Origin of the sequence: Sodalis ligni, assembly GCF_016865525.2 — a bacterium.
GTDB lineage: Bacteria > Pseudomonadota > Gammaproteobacteria > Enterobacterales > Enterobacteriaceae > Acerihabitans > Acerihabitans ligni.
Genome location: NZ_CP075169.1, coordinates 3,514,827 through 3,537,444, shown reverse-complemented (window position 1 = coordinate 3,537,444; position 22,618 = coordinate 3,514,827). Strand labels below are relative to the sequence as shown.

The following is a 22,618-nucleotide window of genomic DNA, read 5'->3' as shown; positions in this document are numbered from 1 at the left end:
TAAATGTGGACGCCATTATTTGCCTTTGGCGATGAAATCGATGGCTGAAATAACCGTAAGTTTTAGCGTTATTTAGCGCCTTAGCCGGCGTTGGCTTCTGTTAAGGTAACTGCCTCATAAAAAAAAGAGGGTATTCCTATGGCCATTCAGGGTATTGAATCAGCGGTACAGCAATTGCATCGCGCTGCCTCCCAGGCGGCGGGCAACGGTAGTGACGCGCCGGTGACCGGCGGCAGCTTCGCCGAAAAGCTCAGCGCGGCGCTGGATAATATCAGCGACTCGCAAAACAAGGCCACCATGGAATCGCAAGCCTACGCCACCGGCAACTCGCCGCTGGGGCTGAACGACGTCATGGTGGATATGCAAAAATCCTCCATCGCCCTGCAAACTGGCGTACAGGTGCGCAATAAGATGGTTGCCGCTTATCAAGATATCATGAATATGTCAATGTAATAGCGGTAACACTATGATATGAATGCGTTAATTTATCGCCTATTTCGCAGGTAGGGCAAAAAACGATAACGTTGGATGATGAATTGCGCCTGCTAAAAGCACGTCGGATGGGGGCGGAGATACCGGGGGATAATTTGGCGAGCAACCGCTTAATGCTCGCCAGATGTTCTCTTAACGCCCCATTAAGTTCAGCGGATGTGTTTTGATGACTTGAGATCCGGGCTTATCTTTCAATTCCGCCGCTTTAGGATCTTCCGCGCTTAGCCATTTGTCGTAATCCTCATACACCTCCATAAAAGTACGGAAGAACACATGATGAGTCGACAAATTCTGTGTTAAAACATACGATTTTGCCAGCTCGTAAGCAGCTTCATTTTCCAACTTCATAACAATCTCCTTATGTTGAATCAAAATTGACCTTATGCTGCTTTGAGCATGCAGGTATCTTGATAAAAATCAGTGATCAATTGCATCCCTTTGCGATCCGTCAGTGCTAGGATGTGACGCAGTGTTGAATACGGACTTTGTGTTATGAAGATGAATGAATTGAAACCCATAGTCACTTTGGTTGCAGTGATTTTTTTTGGCGTGGTGGCCTACCTCAATAGCGGCGGGGGGGGGAAAACAGCCCCCTTAGTGGCCGCTGTTTACCCCCCGGCCCAGGGGGAGCCGGCAAAGGCCACGGTAAATAAATTCTTGAATACGGCTAATTGCGCTTCATCTTCTTGCAAGTCAAGCCTCCCAAAACCCGCCAAATCCCTGCCTTTCGTCATTGAACATATTATGCTCAATAATGCCTTCAAGGATAATCACCGGCTGGTGAAAATTGAGGCCGGCGTTACCGGCGGGAACAGGATGGAGTGGGCGGCGACATCGATCGCCATCGCCGAAATCGCCTCCAGGACCGGGGCTGATTCTATTGAGGTATTGCTGAATAGAAATGAAATACCTGTCGATCAATCAACGATGTTCAGGCAGTTATCTAATGTATATTATGCCCCGAACCAAAAAGAGCATTTGGGGTAATGCAATAAAAGTAAATGGGAAATTTACGTGGCGAAGGAGAAAATATCGCTACCAAGAGAGATATCGATATCAATAATTTTTCGATAAAACAAATCAAAAGCTTATCGATAGCGGAGTGGATTACGACAAGGCCGATGAAAAAGCCGGCGTTATTACGGTGAATAAATTCCACCTAAAAAATGATTGGGTTTTATTTAGCGGTAATTTAAATGAAAGCGATGACGGCATTCCGAGGCAATCTATCCGTATCGTTCATAATAGCAAGGATGATTCACTTAAGGCATTAAATCAATGTCTTTCGGAAGCGAATATCAATGTGGATTTATGCCATAAGTCCTAGGGATTTAAAATTACATTTACCCTTTTAAGCATATCGGCTACCCTTTTAGGCATACCGGCGGGAAGAAGAGAAAATATAAAGCCGCCGGCTATTACAGCCGGCGGCTTTATATCAAAAGGTTAATCAAGAGCTGCGGCCGCCGCCATGGCTGTGTTCACCGCCCTTTTTACCGGCTTCCGACGCTTTTTCAGGGTCATTCTTGAAGTTGCCCCCGCTATGCTGCCCGCCTTTCTTACCGGCTTCGGCAGCGCGTTCAGGATCGTTTTTAAAATTGCCGCCGCTGTGCTGGCCGCCTTTTTGGCCCGCGCTTGATGCTTTCTCTTTATCTTCGGCAAAGTTATCTGAACCACCGCGATGTTCTGTCATGATAAACTCCTGCTCTAGTTGCTGATGCTATTGAGATAATTGATAATTATAAATGGCATCATTTAAGATACCTAGATGGAAATATAAAGCTATTTATGTGATAAAACATAAAACAGAGTAATGCTTTTCACCTTTTAAATATTAGAAGAGGTTGCGGAGTCACGCAAAAAAAAGTAGCCGTTTAAGATTAATCTTAGCCTTGAATGTTAATTAATATTAACGGCAATTATGTCAATATTAAAAATTTGCATTTCAATTCAGACCATTATATTGGATGGTTTATCCTGCAGTAGCTAAATAGCGAAGCGGTAACTTTACTTTTATATGGCATGTTTTTGGCCGTTTCGCTTACAGATAAATAATCGCTTCGGTGCGGTTAGGTATTATTTAAGCTATGCATAACCTTATGAAAATTCTAAGGGTTGCCCCTATTGTCGCGTTAGTAGATGAATACTCGCCCCTAGCGCATTGAGCCAAGTGCGTCTTCATTTTTCTGTCATAAAGGCACGGTAAGCTAAGAGGGATTGAGTCGGAGGCGATAATGGGCATACCCGGACAAGCACTGCAGCATACCCATGAGACCTTAAGCCAGATCATCGGTCAGGCGATAATGGAGCTGCACCGGCAAGGGGTCGACATTCAACTGGGCAATCTGCTGGCTTACCTGACCGGCGAACAGGAAAAAGAGTCCGACGAGGCCAGGCGTTTTTTTATCGGCCTAGCCATCGGCCTGCTGTCAATCTGATCCGGCCGACAGCAGCTTTATGGCCGATAGCAGCGTATCAGTCCGGCGATTGCTGGGGCTGACATTTTTAGTGATGGCGAGTCCGGAAAATTTTTGCCAGCAAGAAACCCACGCCGCCGGCAATCAACAGCGCCGGTATCGGATCCTCGGAGGTTTTTGCTTTAATGGAATCAATGCAATCATTAACGCTGTAGCAAGCCTGCGCCGTCTGTTTACGCACTTTTCCTTCCAGCGTCATAGCGCTGTCGCCGGTGGCCTTGCCCAGTGCTTCCTGGCCTTTACCCGCCGTTTCTTCCACTTTATTTTTGGCTTTATCGAACATAGTGACTTTCCCTCTTTAGATGGAACCCTTCTAAATATAGGCGAATATTTCACTATTATGTCAAAGAGACGAACCGGTGCGGATTTTTAAGAGCATTCCATATTCCCTCAGAGCGGGCAAAGACCTGTTTGCCGGGAGCAAAGGACGATTCCGTTATAATGGTGTTACCGGCATATTCCACCGGTAATCGTCCTTAGCAGCATGCCGGCGGGATATCCGGGCATCGCGTTTGATACAGTATCTTGCATATATCTTGTGTCTTGACGGGAGGCAGGTGTAATTAACCCGTTTTTCATGCGGTTATTTTTTATTTCGCCCGGCAGCATAGATGCGCGATCTGAAAACTTGTGGTACGTCGAATTAACCGTTTGCTGACGGTTCGATTGCCCGATAAGGTCCCTTAGCTGATTTAAGCGTGCCTGCAGCAGTTCGTTAACTTCCGTTTCGTTCTTTAGCAACTGGCGCAGCAGCAGGGCAATTTTATCCTGGATGACGCCAGGCAGACTATTTTCCTGACTGGCATTCAGCTCTGAGATCTTCGCCACGGCATGAACATATTTTTCTTCAATATAGACCAAGGTATCCCATTCTGACTGACGAGCCATTAGCAGCATATTTTCACTTAAAACAAGAATTTGTTGATAATGGGCTAAAAGGGAAGGGCAAGCATCCATCATGGCTATCCTAAAAGATATTGACATATACAGTGGGTTAATCCCGCTCATTTTCTAGCTGCTTTTATCACACACCTTGACGTGTCGGGATAACCATTATCAGAAATTAAACATGAGACTCTTCACGTTATCACCATTATCATGGTTGGGCGGTATCCGGGAGATATGTTTCCATGCGTCGGCAATGTCGGCGAGCATTTGCCGGATTTGTTTCAGCAGATCGCGGTCATTGTGCAGATTCACCTGGATTAATCTACGGCAAAATAATCATAGAGCTCAGCCAGATTACGGCTGAGTTCACCGCCTTTTCCATATCCAGTCCGACCTTTAACCCGTTGCTGATAATATTAATGGCGTTGGACAAGGCATTGCCTTTGGCGACGGTATTGCCCTGTTCCATATAAATATCCGCTTTTGCCAGGGCGCTGAGCGCCCCGTCAAAGAGTAACGTAATCAATTTGTGCGGGCTGGCGCTCATTACGCTGCTCTCCAGCCCCACCGCGGCATATGCTTGTGAACCGTACATAAAAATTCCTTGTTATCCTGTCAACGCTATCGGCCATTAGCTGCTGCTGCTACTGCTGCTGTTGGAGACCCCGGACATGGCGTTAAATTGCTGCGTCAAAAAAGTACTGGTTTGATTCAGCGAGGACATCAGCACGTCTAGCTGGGTAAACTGCGTTTTATAACGGGCAATATCAGCATCAATACTGGTTTGCACCTGGGTGTATTGCTTGCCGAGGCCGGTCAGGATCGAGTTGATACTGTCGGTGGCGCCGTCAATAACCCCATCGCTGGCGGTAAAGGTATTGGCGATATTCACCATCTGGGTCGCCAGGCCGGTGGTCTTGCCGTCGCCGACAAAAAACGCCGAAACCGCGGTGGGATTGTCCGACAGGTTTTTAATCAGCGTGGTTTCGTCGGCGCTCAGGGTGCCGTTGTCCGCGTTGCCGTAGTCATCTTTTACCGTAATGCCCAACTGGCTGAGCACCTTGAAGGTGGAACTGCTCTGGGCGGTGCTGAGCACGTCGGATATTTGTTCTTTCACCGAATTGAGTACGCTGTCCCCGAGCAACACGCCGTTGGTGGTGGACTGATCGTCGCCCGCGGCCACCGCGGTATATTGATCCAGGGAATTAAAGGTGGTGAGCAGGGTGTTATAAGCGGTCATCCAGTCATCAATGGCTTTATCGGACCCGGTGACGCTTTGGCGCAGCACCAGGTTTTGCGTGGATGTGGTAACCGAATTAAGCGTCAGGGTCACGCCCTGCGGCACGTCGCTAATGGTATTGCTGCTGCGGTCAACCGAAACGCCGTTTACCGTCAGCAGCGCATCCTTACCCTGAGTGGTTTCCTTCATGCCGGTCGCGGGCACGCTTGCGGTGCTGGGATCGACGTTACCGGCGCTGTAACCCAGAATGCCGTTCAGCGTGCTATCGCCGCTGACGCTCATGGTGATACCGGAATTTTCGCCGGTGGCATTGGATGTCACCACCAGTTGATAGCCGCTGTCCCCCGACTGCATGATGCTGGCGGTAACGCCGGCATTGGCGCCGTTAATGGCGTCCCGCAGGCCGGACAGGCTGGTTTGTGCATCGGTGAGGCTGATATTGACCGCCGCGCCGCTGCCCACCTGGATGCTCAGGGACCGCCCGCTGCTGTCGGCGGTGCCGCCGAGGGCGGTGCTGGTATCGGCGGCGACGTTTTGCGTCACCAGCGACTGCGCCGAGGCCAGTTGCTGTATGCTGATGCTATAGCTGCCGCTGACGGCGGTGGAACCGACATCGGTGGTAAAGTTATCGCTGGTGCTGGCGACCTTCTGGGTATAAAGGGTCGGATCGGTCAAAGCCTTCGAGGCGGTGCTGAAGGCTTCCAGCGCGCTTTGCAGCGTGCCGTAGGCGGTCAGCTTGGCGTTATAGCTGGTTTGCTTGGCGGTGATCGGGTCTAAGCGCTTTTCTTCATCCGTCTGTAATGAATCCAACAAGCTGCTTAAATCCAGATTTGAACCCACGCCTAATGAACTGATGGCTGCTGTCATACTCGTTCCTTTCTCCATTCATGCACGGTAAGCACAGCGGTTATCGGCACAGACGGCAGGAAGTTTACTCTATTTTTTTTCTTCTTATGGCGGATAAAGAGGTGCTTAACCGGGGGTAATTCCGGCTATTGGTTTTTTGCCGCCGCAATCAAAATTTGCATTTTCAGCTAAAGGTTGCCGGGGCATCGCCGATACATGGTGGGACGGGCAATAACGCTGACCGGTTTTACTGCCCGACTTTATTAACTCAGCTAACTCAGTCCTGATGCTCGTTTAAAAGGAATATTACCATGGCACAAGTTATCAATACCAACAGCATTTCGCTGCTGGCCCAGAACAACCTGAACAAATCCCAGTCCGCTCTGGGAACCGCTATTGAACGCCTGTCATCGGGCCTGCGCATTAACAGCGCCAAGGATGACGCCGCCGGCGAAGCCATCGCCAACCGCTTCACCTCCAATATCAACGGGTTGACCCAGGCGTCCCGCAACGCCAACGACGGTATCTCCCTGGCGCAGACCACCGAAGGCGCGCTGGACGAAGTCAACGATAACCTTCAGGCTATCCGTACCCTGACCGTACAGGCGCAAACCGGCACCAACTCCGCCAGCGACCTGCAGTCCATCCAGGATGAAGTGACCCAGCGCTTGGCTGAAGTGGACCGTATCTCCCAACAAACCGACTTCAACGGCGTGAAGGTACTGAGTGCTGACAAGAGCCTGTCGGTTCAGGTTGGCGCCGATGACGGCCAGACCATCTCCATCAATTTGCAGCAAGTTGATGCCAAAACCCTGGGATTGGGTACGTTTAATGTAAATGGCGCGCAAGGTCAGACTACGACTGTCAAGACGGATACTACGCCTGCAGCAGGAGCACCGACGACACCGGCGATTGCCGACTTTACCGATGGCATAAAGCTAGTCAACGGAACAGATGATCCGAGTGTTGCGGGCACATTGGCTGGCGTTACCGGCACTACCACTGCCGATGATGTTGCCGATCTTACTTTTACCGATGGCACGAATACCCTTAGTGGTTCTCTGGTAACCGAAGGCGGCAATACCTATCTTTCCGTACCGGGTACCGGCAGCAATGTTACGCTGTATAAAGCCGTATCTGTTAATGCTGCCGGGCAAGTCACCGTCGATCCTGACAGTGCAACCGCCGGTACAACAACTGATGGCACCGATTTTACCGCTACTGTCGCAACTCCCGCTGCTCCTACTGTCAGCGCCCTGGCAGCGGTAGGCACAGGCGTCGTGGTGAGCCTGGGTGAAAGTGTCACCAACGGCACCACCACCACCAGTAATCAAAGCAGCGCCACCACCACGGCAACTATGGCCTTTAAAGATGCCTCCGGCAAATCAGTCACCGGTTCTCTTGTGACAGATGATAGCGGTAATTATTACGTCAAGACTGCCGATGCCTTATACAGCGCGGCGTCAATCAGCAGTGACGGAACTACTACCACCGTTACCGTAGGCAATGAAACCAAGGGTACTTTCGCTGTGAATCCAGGCGATGCCGACAAAAATGATTTCATAGCTGATACGGCAGCCACCAAGATCAATAATACTGCCGTAACGTCGATCTCCATTACCGATGCCAGCGGCAAGGATATGTCCGGTGATAGCCTGGTGCAGGATTCCAAGGGCAATTATTTTGTCCAGGACTCCAAGTGTATGTCCTATGCCGCCACGGTTACCGTGGGTGATGATGGCGCAGCGACGGTTTCCGTGGATTCCAGCAAAGCCATTGCCGGCCCGGCTACCAACGACGCTTTGGCAACGTTGGATAAAGCCTTGTCGGACGTGGATACCATGCGTTCCAATCTGGGTGCCATCCAGAACCGTCTGGATTCCACCATCGACAACCTGAGCAGCACCACCACCAACCTGAGCGAAGCGCAATCCCGTATCCAGGATGCCGACTACGCGACGGAAGTCTCCAATATGAGCAAGGCGCAGATCCTGCAACAGGCCGGTACTTCCGTACTGGCCCAAGCCAACCAGGTTCCGCAGACCGTTCTGTCTCTGCTGAAATAAGCCATAGCGCCTGTTTTATCCAGGTTCAACCCCGCTTTTCGGCGGGGTTTTTTATCACAAACGACAGCGGGATGCAGGTGAGACAGTGTGATATTTCGATAACCTGCCGTTAATTATCAATAACATTTTTCATACATATGCAAGGAGCGGCAAGGCGCAAACAGAGGGGTATTTGGGTGACTATTCCAGCGATTGATCTTGTCTTACCTAGGGATAATAACATCGATAACAGGATCAATGTAGGGTGAGGCATGGTGAGCGATTTGTATACTGCCGCGGGCGTAATCGATAAGCAGACCCTTTGGCAGCGCTATATCCCTCTGGTCCGTCATGAGGCCCTGCGGTTACAGGTCAGGCTTCCCGCCAGCGTAGAGTTGGACGATTTGCTGCAGGCCGGGGAATCGGCCTGTTGAGCGCGGTGGAACGGTACGATTCCCTGCAGGGAACGGCCTTTACCACCTATGCGGTACAACGCATCCGCGGCGCGATGCTTGATGAACTGCGCAGCCGGGACTGGGTGCCGCGCAGCGTACGGCGCCATGCACGGGAAGTCGCCCAGGCCATCCATCAGGCCGAGCAGCAGTTGGGCCGGGCCGCATCGGAACAGGAAGTGGCTCAGACCTTGAATATTTCGCTGCAGGAATATCGGCAGATATTATTGGATACCAATAACAGCCAGCTCTTCTCCTATGATGAATGGTGTGAAGATCATGGCGACAGCGTCGATAATTTACTGCCGGGGCACGAGGAAGCCAATCCGCTCAATGTATTAATGGAAGGCAAGTTACGTGAACGTGTAATAGAAGCCATAGATGCCTTACCTGAAAGAGAAAAAATGGTATTGGTGCTTTATTACCAGGAAGAACTGAACCTGAAAGAGATCGGTGCGGTTTTGGAGGTCGGCGAATCGCGGGTAAGCCAATTGCACAGTCAGGCAATTAAACGTTTACGGTCGCGGCTTGACAGCGATATCTGACCCTATTCTCACTGGGCGGTTTTATTTTATGCACTTTTACCAACACGCTTTAACAGCGCTATTTATTAGCACCATTATCAGCACTATTCACCAGCACTATTCATCAGCACTAGGGAAAACACTATGTTAGCCAAAGTGGAAAAAAAGCGGCCATTGAGCCGCTATTTAAAAGATTTCAAGCACAGCCAAACGCACTGCTGCCAATGCGGCAAGCCTCTGGACCGCATGACTCTGGTATTTCGCGGACAGATCATCAATAAAGAAGCCATCGCCGGCATGGATCAACTGATCGACGATCAGGTCTGGCACAATCTGAATAAAGAACTCATGGCATTATGCCGGTTTTGCAGCGTAATATCCTGCCACGCCGAACCGAATTATTTCGACATCAAAGCCTTCAAGCAATATCTATTTGAACAGACGGCAATGAGCCACAGCACTATTCGTGAATATGTGGTTCGCCTGCGGCGCCTGGATGAAATACTGGCGGCCAGAAATTATCCCCACGATAAATTTGAGCGCCCGAGCGGACCGCAAAATCTTATCGACGAAGTGCCCGATGCCGGGCAAAGCAATTATCGCATAGCGCTGCGAAAATATAACCAATATCTGGATTGGCAGCGTAGTTTCTGATATGTAGGGAAAATAATCCTTCCCTTCCGGACCCGATGCAAAATAGTCACTGAGTCGAATAGCTCCGAGGCGTAAACCGAGCGTGTTAAAGGGAGACCGCGCCGATGTGGTCGAATCGGGCGTGGTTTTCCGCCCGACCGAGCGCCACATGGCACGGTAGGCCCGCTACCTCCGATCGTGCAACGAACCGGTTAAAGGGAGACCGCGCCAATGTGGTCGAATCGGGCGTGGTTCTCCCGCCCGACCGAGCGCCACATGGCACGGTAAGCCCGCCAGCACCGAACGTGCAACCAACCTGTTAAAGGGAGACCGCGCCGATGCCGCTTAAAAGCCTTCCTCCAACGTCATCAGGCTGGTATTGCCGCCGGCAGCGGCCGTGTTTACGCTCACCGAACGCTCAATCAGCAACGGCTCCAGCAAAATGGCCGCATCGCCCCGTGCGTAGCCGTGTACCTGAATAATAGGGCCGGGGCGCCGGGCGACAGCGCCGCACAGGGCGAGCAGTTTATCCGAATCGCCGTGAAACAGCACCGCATGAAGGGGCTCGGCGGCGGCGGGCCAGTCCGCATTGTACAGGATTTTTTGCCGGACCGGCAGCGGCAGGGCATTGAACAATAAACGCGCCGCCGGCGTATCGGCCCACAGTGCGGTGGCGCCCGTAGCGAACACGGCGGCCAGCTGGGTTAACAGATCCGTATCGTCCTCCGCCAGACAGAGCACCCGCTCCCTGGGCAGCAGGCGATAGGTATTCTGCTCGCCGGTAGGGCCGGTTAACAGCCGCGTTGTCCCGGCCTGGGACAGCGCGCCGAAACGACGGAACAGCGCGGCCTGTCCGGCGCCATATTTTTCCTCAGTCCATGCCGCCAGCGCCCGGAGCGCCGGCGCGAGTTCTTCCGTTGGCTGCGCCGCCGGGCTTTTATCCAGCAGCCGCAAGGATGCCGGTGGGCAATCTATCGGACGGTGGGACAGCAGGCGGTAAAGATAAAGAGGACCGCCGGCCTTGGGACCGGTGCCCGAAAGCCCTTCGCCGCCGAAGGGTTGTACCCCCACCACGGCGCCCACCATATTGCGGTTGATATAAGCATTGCCCACCCGCGCCAGCGCCACCACCTGCTCGATGGTCTCATCAATGCGGGTATGCAACCCCAGGGTAAGACCATAGCCGCTGTCATTGATTTGGCCGATTAACCGGGCCAGATCGCTGCGCCGGTAGCGCACCACGTGCAGCACCGGACCGAAAACTTCTTTATCCAGTTCGCCGACATGCTCCAGTTCAATCAACGTCGGCGGCACAAAGGTACCGGCTTCAAGATTTGCTGGCAAAGAGTCCGGCCGCGTATCGGCAGCGCCTTGGGGGGCCTGCCATACGAGATGCCCGGCTTCGCTCATGGCGGCAATATGATCTTCGATCAACCGTTTGGCCGCCAGGTCATTGACCGGCCCGATATCGGTGGAGAGGCGGCGGGGATCCCCCAGCACGCACTCCGCCATGGCGCCCCGCAGCATGGTGAGGGTGCGTTCGGCCACCTCTTCCTGTACGCACAGCAGCCGCAGCGCCGAACAGCGCTGGCCGGCGCTGTCAAAGGCCGAGGCGATAATATCGGTCACCACCTGCGCGGTGGGGACTGAGGGTTCCACTCTCAGGGCGTTCAGCCCGCCGGTCTCGGCAATCAGCGGCACCGTGCGTCCCTGTGGATTCAAGCGGGTTGCCAGGGTTTTATTGATGGCGGCCGCCACGGCGGTGGACCCGGTAAACAAGACGCCGCGAATTCTTGAGTCCGCCACCAGGGCCGCACCGACGGTTTCTCCGTCGCCGGGCAACAGCTGCAACGCGCCGGGGGACCCTGCTTCCAGCAGCAGCGCCACGGCCTGGGCGGCAATCAGCGGGGTCTGTTCCGCCGGTTTGGCCAGTACGGTATTCCCGGCCGCCAGCGCCGCCGATACCTGGCCGATAAAATCGACAGGGGAAAATTCCACGGACTGATACAGGCCACCGGGCCCAATGGCCTCAGATCGCCGTCGTCGATGCATTTAATCTGGCCGGCGTAATAACGGAGAAAATCCACTGCTTCCCGCACTTCGCCCACTGCATTAGCCAGGTTTTTACCGGCCTCGCGAACCAGTAAACCCATCAGCGTCTGTATTCGCGTCTCCATCAGCGCCGCCGCCCGCTCCAGGATCGCCCCCCGCTCATTGGCCGGCGTGGACGCCCACATGGGGGCATAATGCAGTGCAGCGGCGATGGCGCGGCGCACCTCGCTCCCGGTGGCGTCGCGGCAAACGCCTACCCGGTCGCGGCCGTCGGCGGGATTCACGATCGGACGGGATTCGCCCCTCGGCACATCCTCCGCCGGGACGATTGGCGGGGCAGCGGGATCGTCGTGAACCGGGGGAGAAGCAGGCTGGTTCGCCGCCGGGCCATTGGGCACGCCGCCAGCGATGACCGGTTCGGCCAGCCACAGATGCTGACCGCTGTTAAGCAGGCCGCTGGAAAGGGACGCCAGACGGTGTTCATTGGCCAGGTCGAGACCGGCGGCATTGAGCCGGTCCGCGCCGTAGAGATGGCGGGGCAGGGGAATGGCCGGGTGCGGCAGGCCGATACAGCCCTCCTGCTCTCCCAGCCGGACCACGTCTTCCACCGGGTCGGCAATCAGTTGGTCCAGGGGAATGGCGGAATCGGCGATACGATTGACAAAAGAACTGTTGGCGCCGTTTTCCAGCAATCGGCGCACCAGATAGGCCAGCAGGGTTTCATGGGTGCCCACCGGCGCATAGATGCGGCAGGGACGGTTAAGCTTGTCTTCGGTGGCGTTGCCCACCACCAGATCGTACAAGGGTTCGCCCATGCCGTGCAGGCACTGGAACTCATACTGGCCGGGGTAATAATTCTGTCCGGCGGCGTAATATATCGCCGCCAGGGTTTGCGCGTTATGGGTGGCGAACTGCGGATAAATATATTGCGGCACCGCCAGCAAACGGCGCGCGCAGGCCAGATAGGAAATATCGGTGTAAGCCTTGCGGGTGAATACCGGGTAGCCCTCCAGCCCGTCAAGCTGGGCGCGTTTGATTTCACTGTCCCAATAGGCGCCCTTGACCAGCCGGATCATCAGTCGACGGCGGCTTCTTTTGGCCAGATCCACCAATTCATCGATAACCCAGGGGCAGCGCTTCTGGTAGGCCTGGATCACAAAACCCACACCGTTCCAACCCGCCAGCGCCGGCTCAAAACAGAGTTTGGCGAGCAAATCGAGGGAAAGCTCCAGCCGATCGGCTTCTTCGGCATCGATATTAATGCCGACGTCATAATGCCTTGCCAGCAGGGTCAGCGCCAGCAGGCGCGGGTAAAGCTCCTCCATGACCCGCCCGTACTGAGCGCGGCTGTAGCGGGGATGCAGCGCCGACAGTTTGATGGAGATGCCCGGCCCCTCATAGATCCCCCGGCCGTTTGACGCCTTGCCGATGGCGTCAATGGCCTGCTGATATGAGGCCATATAGGTCTGCGCATCGGCGTCGGTCAGAGCGGCTTCCCCCAGCATATCATACGAATAGCGAAAGCCTTTTTGCTCCAGCCGGCGGGCATTGGCCAGCGCCTCGCCGATATTTTCGCCGGTGACGAACTGCTCCCCCATCAGCCGCATCGCCATATCCACCCCCTTGCGTATCAGCGGCTCGCCGCTTTTACCGATGATGCGGTTCAATGATCGGGTCAGGCTGGCTTCGTTATGGGTGGAGACCAAACGGCCGGTAAACAGCAGGCCCCAGGTCGCGGCATTGACGAACATCGACTGGCTGCGGCCGACATGGGCCTGCCAGTTTCCCTGGCTGATTTTGTCGCGGATCAGCGCATCGCGGGTCGCTTTGTCGGGGATGCGCAGCAACGCCTCCGCCAGGCACATCAGGGCGACCCCTTCCTGTGACGACAGGGAAAATTGCTGCAATAAATGTTGTACCATCCCGGCCCGGCCGGTACCGGCCTTTTGCTTACGCAGCGTTTCGGCCAATCGCTCGGCCAGCCGATTGACGGCCTGCGCCTGGGAAGCCGGCTGGCGGGCCTGTTCAAGCAGCAGCGGGACCATGTCGGCTTCGGGCCGCCGCCACGCCGCGGTGACTGCGGCGCGTACTACGGACTGGGGCAGAATCTCCTGAGCAAAATCCAGGAAAGGCCGAGTCGCCGCTTCTAAGCCAAGAACGACGATATTTTCGCGATCGGCAGTCTCACCGGCGGCGCGATCGGCGTCATTATCCGCTATGGCGCCACCGTGCTCCAGCTCCTCCAGGTAGCGGAATATGGCCTGCTTTATTAACCAGTGCGGAGTGCGATCAATGCGTTGGGCCGCCAATTTTATCCGTTCCCTGGCCGCCTCATCCAGTTTAACCCCCATCGTCGTGCTTGCCATGCTGCCACCCTGCTGAACAATAGATGCAACACTATCGCTAAAGTTGCAACTAAGTGCAACTCAGTTAATAAATGTTTAACTTATGGTTAACAGCCTGTCCCTCTTCGGTGTAAAATGGGAATTGTCCGGCTGAGATTTTTATATAAATATAATATTATTCATACAATAACCATTTTATTTGTAATAAATGATTTCATCGTACAGCGAGGCGGTAAATACCCGTTTAGCGGTGGCCTGACTATTTATTGGTCGCTTGCAAAAAAAATTGTTGCAATGTGGCAGCAATCTGTAGCAATGTCATTATAATCAAGTTAGGAAGCGCCAGTTAGCAAGCGCGTCAGTTTCAGCAGTAGTGGCGACGCGAAATATAAACCTCACTATGGGGATCGCTAATGACAGTGTCCTTTATGGGCTGACTATACCACCGGATGTTTTTCAATCGCCACCGAAGCGCTCGGCGATTACCACCTCAACACACTATTCCCGATTTACGGCACAGCTTCTGCCCCCCGCAATTCCCGATATTCCTATTTTCCTCCCGATGAAAAAAAACCTATCGTGCATTTTTCAGGCATATGCTAGAGGTTTATTTCATCCCGTCAAACGGCTCGCTATGGCTTTAAAGGAAGCCACAACCTCCTCTGAATGTGAAGCGTAATCACCTGGGTTTACTCCCTGGTGAATGGTGAAACAAACTGTAAGGTGCCACTTATGGGAAGACAAAAAGTAGTGATCAAAGCTCGTCGCGAAGCTAAACGCGTTATCCGGCGCGAGTCACGCAACCATAAAATGCGTGAAGAGGACTCGGTCACTTCTCTTGTTCATATGAGCGGAATTGAATCGATTGGCATGGCGCGGGATTCCCGCGACACTAAGTTAATTGAGGCACGTAATGAAGTTCAGGAATATTACTTAACTGCCATAGAAACCAAACAGTTGATATTCGCAACCGGCGAGGCGGGTTGTGGTAAAACCTTTCTGAGTGCCGCCAAGGCGGCTGATGCGTTAATACATAAAGAGGTCGAGCGCATCATTGTTACCCGGCCGGTATTGCAGGCCGATGAAGATCTGGGTTTTCTGCCTGGGGATATTGCTGAAAAATTCGCTCCTTATTTCCGTCCGGTCTACGATATATTGCTGCGCCGGCTGGGGTCGTCTTTTATGCAATATTGCCTGCGACCGGAAATCGGCAAAGTGGAGATAGCGCCTTTTGCCTATATGCGGGGCCGGACTTTTGAAAACGCGGTGGTCATATTGGATGAAGCGCAAAATGTCACCGTCAATCAAATGAAAATGTTTTTAACGCGCCTTGGGGAAAATGTCACGGTTATTGTGAATGGCGATATCACCCAGTGCGATTTACCCCGCGGCGTTAAATCGGGTCTGGAGGATGCCCTGGAGCGTTTTACCGAAGAAGATGACATGATTGCCGTCGTGCGTTTTGGTAAACAGGACTGCGTTCGTTCGGCACTGTGCCAGCGCACCCTGAATGCTTACCGATAAAGGCCGGGGAAACAGTTCCCCGCGTTCAGGTAATAAAAAGCCCGGCATAAAAGCCGGGCCTTTTTTATTCTGGCGGTGAGAGAGGGGTTCGAACCCTCGATACGCTTTCGCGTATACACACTTTCCAGGCGTGCTCCTTCAGCCACTCGGACACCTCACCACGCCGTTACCGCAGGGGTAACGGGGCGGTACTATAGGGATTCGGTCCATTCCGGTCAAGTATAATTTCTCGCTCACCGCCTGTTTGCTCAGGGTTTGAGCGTAGGAGGCGAATTTCTAACGTCCGGCGGCCTAAAAGAAATACCAGGCCGTTACAGCGATCGTTGCCTGTCTTTCCGCCGGCCGTTTCCCATGGTTTAAAAACTGTCCAAGCTGGCGATTTTACCAAACTCAGCGCAATCAGGGATTTTTTTCACAAACGCTGCGCGTCTCCTCCGGGGCAGGGGAGGGGGCTTTCGCTAGCAATAGTAAAACGGGGGAACCCGGCTGTAATATTTCCTTCATACAGCGGCATGGTTTTCCCCCGGCCTTCAGGCACAAAAGCGGCAAGCCTATAAACATCATTACAACCAGCGCCACTACACAATCAGGTCGGTAAATATAAGCATTATTAATCAATCGGTGAAAAAATCACCCCATTGCCGCTGCGTTTCCTGCGGATACATTTTGCAAAGTCCGCCGCCGGGAGTGAATGTCAATTCGCCAAAATAGATTTTGCCGTCAGCCTCATAAAAATCAATTCGCAAATAGGAAAATTGCTCAGCGATACGCGTGGACAAGGTTAGCATTTCTTCCAGATTGTCGGGAGCGGGCATGGGCTCGGGATTGTTCGGCAGTCCCATCCGTATATTGGTCCTGTTCCATTGGGTATCAAATATATCCCGGCGATGCACGCCAAACCGATCGTAGTCCACCTGGATAAAAATATGCATTTCCCCAAACGGTTAAAACAATGAAATTTTATATCGTTAGGTACTTTGCCCTTATGAAGCAATAATTGCTCCACTAAAATACGTGGTGTTATAGTCTTGTAATGCTTTTCTCTAAAAATTTTGTAATAATTGCTTCCAGTCCATTGCCGGGTTATTGAGTATAATTCATCAAAGTTAGTTTTAACTTATCGTAGATAATCATATTAAAGCCACAACCGTGATTAGCCTTGATAACAAACGAATCAGGCAATTCTTCAAAAATTGAGTGAGTGAGTTCAGGAAATGAAGCATGTAATTTAATAAGATATTTCTCACCGATAGTGCTAGCGATATAATCTCGGACTTTAAGCTTATCCGCCAGTTCGGTATAAATGGATTTAGGCTTAAAATTGCGTACGATTATTTTTCACTAAAGGTTGTGGGCTTGATGACATTAGGCCATTTTTGAATACTCGAGCATATTTTATCTGATGATATAATACGTCTGGTAACAATTTACTGGCCTGTTTAGCGAGCGGATTTAACATAGCTTCGAACCTCGTTTATTAATAGGGGACGCTTTTGTAGGCACAAAACAGCGGATAGGTAACGAGCCCATTTTGAACAACGCATTGAGACATATTAATGAAACCATTTCGGCGGTTAAGGCGGACAGCGCCGCGCCTTTAATCCCATACAGAGGTATAAAAATAATTAAGACCGATATTAAGCACAGCAATCACGGCCATTTTCACGGAGACAAAATGATAGCCGGAGTGCAAAAGGATGACGCGATATGACAGCGTGCCCAATACGCTGCAAAGCGACGTTAGGGCACACATCCAGAGAATGTCCGCAGCGTCAACAAAACGAGTGCCGTAAATCAACAATATGATTTTATTGCTAAATATTGAAAATGTCAGTATCACCGGCAGCGATAAAACCAATATAATCAAGTAAAGCGAGCGAATCCTCTCGCTGCTTCGGCGGCTGTCCCGCTCTGCGGCGATAATGGTCATAAAGGAGGTAATGAAAGCCATCGGTACGATGGCCCAGCCCTGGCTTAACGTCAACGCGGCGTTATAAATTCCCACCGCTTGGAAGCCTAAAATTTGCCCAGTAAAATCTGATCAATGCGGGTATAAATTACGATAGACAGGCTGGAAATCAGCAAAGGCATGCCGACTTTCAATAGATATATATTATAAAAATCAAAATATTTAACCTTTAAGGGCTTTTTAACACTGTCCGGGCTTTTGCTGGGTGCGATTGAATAATATCCGACGCCATAAATAGGGTACCAAGCTGCGCACGATCATTGAAAAGGTAAACCAGATCAGGCTAAATTGATAATGCACCCAGGCCAGATTGAGACAGACGTAAATCACCAGGGAGACATTGTTTATGATGAGGTTGGTTTTGACGCCAGGGTGGCGTCATAATAAAGCTTATAGATATCACGTAGCGTGAAGAAGTTCGCCACGATCAATACTATCATCACTTTTGCTGGGCAATCGGCAACGCATGTTTTGCCCAAAGCAATAACCCCAGGCTGAATATTATAAAGAGAACCAACTTCAATCGTAATGAGGCAGCCATCAGCAATACCCCACTGGCAGGCTTTTGGCGATGCGGTTAAATAAAACGTTATCGCTGCCTAGCTGAATAAAGGGTGTTACCAGCGCCATGATAGAAAGTAAATAACTCAATGTGCCGTAATTTTCTGGCCCAAGATAACGGGCGACATACATGACGGAAATGATGCCGGCCAGCGCGAAGCATGATTTCTCCAAGATAACCCATAAAGAGTTAAAATGATTTCCTTCATAATCCCCTTGTTTCTCACGTTCGCCATTTGACAGAAGATTATCTTTTAAATAAATAGCTCATTTAAAACCTTTAAAGGTGGTCACGATAGCGTCAGACAGTCGTCTATACGCATTGTTATATTTTCTTAGATATAACTTTATCGAATGGTTAATAAATAGCGGATGATGGGGTTTTGTACAAGTGAAAAACCTAAAACGGATTTAATCGATATTAAGTGAAATTTCACTCAACATAAAATGGAGTGAAATTCACCTAAAAATAATGAATTCTCATTTTAGCATGTTGTTTTTTACCGGATCAAAAATGCCCGCATGCACAGCAATGCGGGCAGAGGGTTACTTTGTGGATAAGGCCAATGAATAGCGTCTTATCTCGACTCAATTGCTATAATTAGCAGTGTGAAAATTAAAATGAGCATTGACTATTATAGGCATATGCTCATGAGCCATCTGGCTCATATTTAAAACCTAAAGGACACGTAAGCTGCACCGATGAAATCTTGTTATTATAGTTCATCCATTCCAGATTATAAGAGGCTAGCGAGATTTTGATGATGGTATAGGAATAAACCAGAATTATCATTAAGATAACCGACGTTAAAAAATAAGAATTAATCTACTTTTATATTGATAAAATTTCTCTGCATAAATATAAAAATCTTTTAAATGCATCCAAACGGAAAACCGTCGGCCTGGAGACGGTTCTGGACAGCCGGGCGTGGGTCGGGAAATCCCACACAGGCTCTGAATATCTCTCCTCTTCAACAGACCGGGCCGGTTTAACCTCTGACGCTATGGCCTGTTTCGGCAATTCGAGTGCCGGCGGACCTTCGGTTGATATTTTATCGAAGCTTATATTAACCATTTGTTTTCTTCAATAATGTAACCAATACGCGGTATGGTTTTAATGATCCTATGTTCATGATCGCCCAGTTTCTGACGCACGGATTTGATGGTTTGATTAATCGTCGAGTCTGAGCAATAGGTGCCTTTCCAAATATGGTTTACCAGCTGTTCTCGTGTGACAACTTCGGGCGAGTTTTGCACCAATAAACTCAAAATTTGATACTCTTTCCAGCGTAGTCGATTATGCATATCAGGTGCAATTCTTACATCGAGATGATCGATGATGATAGTCGGTGTAGGTTTCATCTCAAAATACCTCACTTTTAGATTTTTTTATGGCATTGCTGTTGAAAGCGTTACATGTAAAAAAAGTTTTCAAGAACCTCTAATCTTACCAAATAAGGTCATTTTATTTTTTCATCTTTTATTGGTATGTCATTGACCCTCCTGTTGGCGTGATGCTTGATATGGACATTATTCAATAGAACGCATATAACGATAGCTGAGGCCGTCAGGCTATGGGAGGGTAATAAATCTGAAATTTATCTGACGTCAGTGAGTGAAACTTGCAGTTATGAAATTTTTTGACCTGGTTTTATGTGGATATGAAATAAATTTCATTGAAATTTTATTAGATTTCATCTATAAACTGAATTTTATATTGACTTAAATTTTAGCAATGGTCTTTAGGTATGATGATTAAAAAAGTAAGAAAAATCTGTCTCAAAAGGAGGAAGAGAAAACGCTTGCGATAAAGATGATATAACTATATGAAAAATAAGATCTTAAAATTCATGGAGAAAGTTGTTTTTTAAAAGCTATTTTAAATTCATCTAAATGAATAATTATTCACGGCGGTCCATAATTAATGCGATCCAGTTATGGTAAAAACGCTAACGATTGGCATGCTTATAAATTTAATGTCATCATACAAATTATTTTTCTTCATAATTATTTTTCATAAACCTAAGTCTTTTCTTAAAGGACCAACGCTTTTTATCGCGTCCTTCCGGTTTTATGGACAAATCCTGGCAATGGGATGGCAAAAATCCCAAAAAGAGCATTAAATGTTAAATCAAATCCTGATTTCCTCATTTTTTCGTAAAACGTCATGTGGTGTCGTATTCATGATTCTTGCCAATGCGTGCAGCTCTTTTAGGTCGATCGTGCGCAGGGATTGTTCATCGCCGCGTCAGACGGTATGTTCAGATAGATGAAAGCCCCGAATCCGTCAAAAGGACCCGCGCCGTGGACATTATCTTTTATCATCCTTCCGAGCCTGTGGCACCGTGGATAGCTGGCATGGAGGCGCGTTTATCCGGCGCACATCTGCGGGCATGGCTGCCTGGAGACAGGCTGCCGGCGGATTATGCTCTGGTTTGGCATCCGCCGGCGGGCATGTTGACCGGACGTACCGCCTTGAAGGGCGTGTTTATTCTGGGGGCCGGGGTAGATGCGTTAATGCAGACCCTGCGGCTTCATCCGCGGATGCTGCCCGAGAGCATTCCTCTTATGCGCCTGGAGGATGCCGGCATGGCGGAACAAATGGTTGAGTATGTTCTGGCCGCAGTGCTGCGATATTATCGCCGGCTGGACGAATACCTGTTGTGCCAATCCCGAGGGACATGGCGGGAGCTGCCGTTGTACGATAAGCGCCGCTTTATCATTGGGGTGGCGGGGGCCGGGGTCCTGGGACAGAAGGTGGCGAAATCCCTGGCCGGTTGCGGCTTCCCGGTACGGTGCTGGAGCCTGACCCGCAAGAGCATACCTGACGTCGACAGCTTTGCCGGCGACGGGCAATTGCCTGGCTTTTTAGCCGGACTACAGGTATTGGTGAACCTCTTACCCAACACGCCCCGGACCGAAGGCATACTTGACGCGGAACTATTCGCCCTCCTGAACCGGGGAGCATTTGTGATTAACGTCGCCCGCGGTGCCCATTTGGTTGAGGCCGATCTGCTGGCGGCGTTGGCTCAGGGGCAAATCGCCGCCGCTACGCTCGATGTTTGCCGTCAAGAGCCCCTGCCGCCCGACCACCCGTTTTGGCATACGCCACGGATTACCCTCACGCCGCATATCGCCGCTGTCACCGTATCCTCTTTAGCGATGGATAGCATAGCCGAAAACATACGGCGCATTGAGGCCGGCGAACCTCCCGTTGGCTTGGTGGATCGCGACGAAGGATATTGAATTTACACGAGCAAAAAAACAAGCCGCCCATTGCGGAATTCATCAAATTATGACAAGGTCTGCAACCGTTTAATAATGCGGGTATTGCAATGAATGATTTTTCGATGGTTTGCCGGGTATTGGGAACCCTGTTTTACCGGTCGCCGCAGGATGCGGTACTGGCGCCGCTGATGGTGCTTATCACGGAAGGCAAGCTCACCGAACATTGGCCCCTGGAGCAGGATGCGTTATTGGCTCGCCTTGGCAAGAGCTGCGTGCCGCAGGCGTTAGGGGACGACTTTTCCGCCCTGTTCGCCGGAGAAACAGCCAAGGTGCCGCCTTTTCGCTCTTCCTGGCTCGACGCGCCGGAAAGCGACGTCCGCGCTTTTTTGGGAGAAGTAGGCATGCCGGTGTCGGAATCCGCCACCGACCATTTCGGAGCGCTGCTGCTGGCGGCTTCCTGGTTGGAAGATCATGCACAGCAGGATGAGATTATCGCCCAGTCCCGGCTGTTCGATGAGTTCCTGCTGCCCTGGAGCGACCTCTTTTTAGGCAAGGTGGAAGCCCATGCCGGTACCGATTTTTATCGGGTCCTGGCGGCTATCAGCCGGGAAGCCTTGCAGGCGATGCGAGAAGAGCTGGCGGAGGAGTCCGAATAGGTGCGAAGCCGGCTCCGCTAACCGGCATCACGCCGTTTAGCCGCCGGTGAAAGGAAAAATCAGTTCGCCGGGTTTTACTTCCAGTCCCTTGGCCAGCTTTTTGGCCAGCGCCTCGGTTTTACTGCGGTCGGCTTCCAGCACGTAGGCCGGCGTACTATCGAAATAAGACTTCAGAGAATTATTAAGATAAGGCGCCAATACCTTGAACGTCGGCTGGAGTTTTTCCGGCTGCACCTGATAATCCACCAACTGCATATCTTTCAGATAAATAGCTCCCTGATCTCTATCGTAATAAGGCTGCGCCTGCAGGGTGAGTTTCAAATCCGCCCGCTGAGAACCCCACAATGACTGGATATCCAGATGGGCATTGCCGGACAGGCGGACTTTATCCGGCTCGGTCCGGCCAATCTGGCTGCTGAGATCGGTGAGTACGATATTGGCATTCAGCAAGCCAGGCACGCCGATGGCCTTCTGGAAATTATTATGTTTTTGCAGATAGCCGTTAACGTCCTGCTCGCTGAGCCGGTATTCGGTTAGCTTATTACAGCCGGTCAATGCCAGGCTCAATATCACGGCCAGCGCCGCAAAAGTTCTTTTTTTCATTCCTTTTCCGTTTTAGCTCGTCACATGATTTGACCTGCCGAAGCATATCACGGGCCGCGGCGGGATAAGAGCGAAACAGCCCG

19 protein-coding genes, 1 tRNA gene and 5 pseudogenes are annotated in these 22,618 nt (G+C 51.1%); 10 read left to right on the top strand and 15 right to left on the bottom strand.

Annotation, left to right across the window (positions count from 1 at the left end):
• The first annotated feature begins 138 nt into the window (after positions 1-138).
• Positions 139-453: a flagellar hook-basal body complex protein FliE gene (gene fliE, locus GTU79_RS16430; protein WP_203521172.1), complete on the top strand. Its 315-nt coding sequence runs from the start codon at positions 139-141 to the stop codon at positions 451-453.
• 171 nt (positions 454-624) lie between these two features.
• On the opposite strand, the gene GTU79_RS16425 is transcribed toward fliE, so the two are convergent.
• Entirely contained in the window at positions 625-840 is a 216-nt protein-coding gene (locus GTU79_RS16425; RefSeq protein WP_132921244.1) for a hypothetical protein, read from the bottom strand.
• A gap of 144 nt (positions 841-984) precedes the next feature.
• Here GTU79_RS16425 and GTU79_RS16420 point away from each other — a divergent pair, with 144 nt between their 5' ends.
• A complete protein-coding gene (locus GTU79_RS16420; RefSeq protein WP_214513144.1) occupies positions 985-1,479 on the top strand; it encodes a hypothetical protein in 495 nt (164 codons plus the stop codon).
• A 115-nt stretch (positions 1,480-1,594) separates the two neighbouring features.
• Positions 1,595-1,819, top strand: a complete 225-nt coding sequence (locus GTU79_RS16415; RefSeq protein WP_214513143.1) for a hypothetical protein — start codon at positions 1,595-1,597, stop codon at positions 1,817-1,819.
• A 123-nt stretch (positions 1,820-1,942) separates the two neighbouring features.
• On the opposite strand, the pseudogene GTU79_RS30470 reads toward GTU79_RS16415, so the two are convergent.
• Both GTU79_RS30470 and GTU79_RS16410 read right to left on the bottom strand, forming a co-directional pair.
• A pseudogene (locus tag GTU79_RS30470) lies at positions 1,943-1,999 on the bottom strand (con-10 family general stress protein); the annotation flags it as partial.
• A 24-nt stretch (positions 2,000-2,023) separates the two neighbouring features.
• Positions 2,024-2,185, bottom strand: a pseudogene (locus GTU79_RS16410) (con-10 family general stress protein); the annotation flags it as partial.
• Positions 2,186-2,726: 541 nt separating this feature from the next.
• Here GTU79_RS16410 and GTU79_RS16405 point away from each other — a divergent pair.
• Entirely contained in the window at positions 2,727-2,930 is a 204-nt protein-coding gene (locus GTU79_RS16405) for a hypothetical protein (protein WP_203521175.1), read from the top strand.
• 67 nt (positions 2,931-2,997) lie between these two features.
• Here the strand turns inward: GTU79_RS16405 and GTU79_RS16400 are convergent, their stop codons facing one another.
• The 4 genes and pseudogenes from GTU79_RS16400 to fliD all read right to left on the bottom strand — a co-directional run bounded on the left by GTU79_RS16400 (position 2,998) and on the right by fliD (position 5,964).
• Positions 2,998-3,252: a CsbD family protein gene (locus tag GTU79_RS16400; protein ID WP_203521176.1), complete on the bottom strand. Its 255-nt coding sequence runs from the start codon at positions 3,250-3,252 to the stop codon at positions 2,998-3,000.
• A gap of 164 nt (positions 3,253-3,416) precedes the next feature.
• Positions 3,417-3,977, bottom strand: coding sequence for a flagellar protein FliT (gene fliT / locus GTU79_RS16395; RefSeq protein WP_253073314.1), 561 nt, complete (start codon positions 3,975-3,977; stop codon positions 3,417-3,419).
• A gap of 48 nt (positions 3,978-4,025) precedes the next feature.
• Positions 4,026-4,452 (bottom strand): annotated as a pseudogene (gene fliS / locus GTU79_RS16390) (flagellar export chaperone FliS).
• 36 nt (positions 4,453-4,488) lie between these two features.
• Entirely contained in the window at positions 4,489-5,964 is a 1,476-nt protein-coding gene (gene fliD, locus GTU79_RS16385) for a flagellar filament capping protein FliD (RefSeq protein ID WP_253073313.1), read from the bottom strand.
• A gap of 290 nt (positions 5,965-6,254) precedes the next feature.
• On the opposite strand from fliD, the gene GTU79_RS16380 reads away from it, so the two are divergent.
• The 3 genes and pseudogenes from GTU79_RS16380 (at position 6,255) to fliZ (ending at position 9,618) form a co-directional block, all read left to right on the top strand.
• Entirely contained in the window at positions 6,255-8,009 is a 1,755-nt protein-coding gene (locus GTU79_RS16380) for a flagellin N-terminal helical domain-containing protein (protein ID WP_214513142.1), read from the top strand.
• Between the two features lie 254 nt (positions 8,010-8,263).
• Positions 8,264-8,985 (top strand): annotated as a pseudogene (locus GTU79_RS16375) (RNA polymerase sigma factor FliA).
• 123 nt (positions 8,986-9,108) lie between these two features.
• The gene (gene fliZ, locus GTU79_RS16370; RefSeq protein ID WP_132921252.1) at positions 9,109-9,618 is read left to right on the top strand and encodes a flagella biosynthesis regulatory protein FliZ; all 510 of its coding nucleotides are present in this window, start codon (positions 9,109-9,111) and stop codon (positions 9,616-9,618) included.
• Between the two features lie 324 nt (positions 9,619-9,942).
• Here fliZ and putA read toward each other — a convergent pair.
• Positions 9,943-14,015, bottom strand: a pseudogene (gene putA / locus GTU79_RS16365) (trifunctional transcriptional regulator/proline dehydrogenase/L-glutamate gamma-semialdehyde dehydrogenase).
• A 711-nt stretch (positions 14,016-14,726) separates the two neighbouring features.
• Between putA and phoH the strand changes: the two are divergent.
• Complete coding sequence (gene phoH / locus GTU79_RS16360) at positions 14,727-15,518, top strand: phosphate starvation-inducible protein PhoH (protein ID WP_203521181.1); 792 nt, start codon at positions 14,727-14,729, stop codon at positions 15,516-15,518.
• Positions 15,519-15,588: 70 nt separating this feature from the next.
• Here the strand turns inward: phoH and GTU79_RS16355 are convergent.
• From GTU79_RS16355 to GTU79_RS16335, 6 genes are all read right to left on the bottom strand, one after another.
• Positions 15,589-15,678: transfer RNA gene (locus tag GTU79_RS16355), tRNA-Ser, on the bottom strand.
• Between the two features lie 454 nt (positions 15,679-16,132).
• Positions 16,133-16,450 (bottom strand): ATP-grasp fold amidoligase family protein, encoded by a 318-nt coding sequence (locus GTU79_RS30465; RefSeq protein WP_253073312.1) that lies wholly within the window; start codon positions 16,448-16,450, stop codon positions 16,133-16,135.
• Between the two features lie 151 nt (positions 16,451-16,601).
• Positions 16,602-16,769 carry a hypothetical protein gene (locus tag GTU79_RS30460; RefSeq protein ID WP_253073666.1) on the bottom strand — a complete coding sequence of 56 codons (168 nt, stop codon included), beginning with the start codon at positions 16,767-16,769 and terminating at the stop codon, positions 16,602-16,604.
• 346 nt (positions 16,770-17,115) lie between these two features.
• Positions 17,116-17,523 carry an MATE family efflux transporter gene (locus tag GTU79_RS16345; protein WP_214513141.1) on the bottom strand — a complete coding sequence of 136 codons (408 nt, stop codon included), beginning with the start codon at positions 17,521-17,523 and terminating at the stop codon, positions 17,116-17,118.
• 504 nt (positions 17,524-18,027) lie between these two features.
• A complete protein-coding gene (locus GTU79_RS31450) occupies positions 18,028-18,291 on the bottom strand; it encodes a lipopolysaccharide biosynthesis protein (protein WP_420854188.1) in 264 nt (87 codons plus the stop codon).
• Positions 18,292-19,110: 819 nt separating this feature from the next.
• Complete coding sequence (locus GTU79_RS16335; RefSeq protein ID WP_214513139.1) at positions 19,111-19,410, bottom strand: winged helix-turn-helix domain-containing protein; 300 nt, start codon at positions 19,408-19,410, stop codon at positions 19,111-19,113.
• A gap of 942 nt (positions 19,411-20,352) precedes the next feature.
• On the opposite strand from GTU79_RS16335, the gene GTU79_RS16330 reads away from it, so the two are divergent.
• Complete coding sequence (locus GTU79_RS16330; RefSeq protein WP_203521185.1) at positions 20,353-21,294, top strand: 2-hydroxyacid dehydrogenase; 942 nt, start codon at positions 20,353-20,355, stop codon at positions 21,292-21,294.
• Between the two features lie 89 nt (positions 21,295-21,383).
• The gene (locus GTU79_RS16325) at positions 21,384-21,932 is read left to right on the top strand and encodes a TorD/DmsD family molecular chaperone (protein WP_203521186.1); all 549 of its coding nucleotides are present in this window, start codon (positions 21,384-21,386) and stop codon (positions 21,930-21,932) included.
• A gap of 36 nt (positions 21,933-21,968) precedes the next feature.
• Here GTU79_RS16325 and GTU79_RS16320 read toward each other — a convergent pair whose 3' ends face one another.
• On the bottom strand, positions 21,969-22,535 hold the full coding sequence (locus GTU79_RS16320; protein ID WP_132921259.1) for a lipoprotein: 567 nt from the start codon (positions 22,533-22,535) through the stop codon (positions 21,969-21,971).
• Positions 22,536-22,618: the final 83 nt, after the last annotated feature.

What these genes read in the sequence shown, in the direction of transcription:
- fliE (WP_203521172.1), top strand. Translation starts at nt 139, where the DNA reads ATGGCCATTCAGGGTATTGAATCAGCGGTACAGCAATTGCATCGCGCT.
- GTU79_RS16425 (WP_132921244.1), bottom strand. Translation starts at nt 840, where the DNA reads ATGAAGTTGGAAAATGAAGCTGCTTACGAGCTGGCAAAATCGTATGTT.
- GTU79_RS16420 (WP_214513144.1), top strand. Translation starts at nt 985, where the DNA reads ATGAAGATGAATGAATTGAAACCCATAGTCACTTTGGTTGCAGTGATT.
- GTU79_RS16405 (WP_203521175.1), top strand. Translation starts at nt 2,727, where the DNA reads ATGGGCATACCCGGACAAGCACTGCAGCATACCCATGAGACCTTAAGC.
- GTU79_RS16400 (WP_203521176.1), bottom strand. Translation starts at nt 3,252, where the DNA reads ATGTTCGATAAAGCCAAAAATAAAGTGGAAGAAACGGCGGGTAAAGGC.
- fliT (WP_253073314.1), bottom strand. Translation starts at nt 3,977, where the DNA reads ATGAGCGGGATTAACCCACTGTATATGTCAATATCTTTTAGGATAGCC.
- fliD (WP_253073313.1), bottom strand. Translation starts at nt 5,964, where the DNA reads ATGACAGCAGCCATCAGTTCATTAGGCGTGGGTTCAAATCTGGATTTA.
- GTU79_RS16380 (WP_214513142.1), top strand. Translation starts at nt 6,255, where the DNA reads ATGGCACAAGTTATCAATACCAACAGCATTTCGCTGCTGGCCCAGAAC.
- fliZ (WP_132921252.1), top strand. Translation starts at nt 9,109, where the DNA reads ATGTTAGCCAAAGTGGAAAAAAAGCGGCCATTGAGCCGCTATTTAAAA.
- phoH (WP_203521181.1), top strand. Translation starts at nt 14,727, where the DNA reads ATGGGAAGACAAAAAGTAGTGATCAAAGCTCGTCGCGAAGCTAAACGC.
- GTU79_RS30465 (WP_253073312.1), bottom strand. Translation starts at nt 16,450, where the DNA reads ATGCATATTTTTATCCAGGTGGACTACGATCGGTTTGGCGTGCATCGC.
- GTU79_RS16335 (WP_214513139.1), bottom strand. Translation starts at nt 19,410, where the DNA reads ATGAAACCTACACCGACTATCATCATCGATCATCTCGATGTAAGAATT.
- GTU79_RS16325 (WP_203521186.1), top strand. Translation starts at nt 21,384, where the DNA reads ATGAATGATTTTTCGATGGTTTGCCGGGTATTGGGAACCCTGTTTTAC.
- GTU79_RS16320 (WP_132921259.1), bottom strand. Translation starts at nt 22,535, where the DNA reads ATGAAAAAAAGAACTTTTGCGGCGCTGGCCGTGATATTGAGCCTGGCA.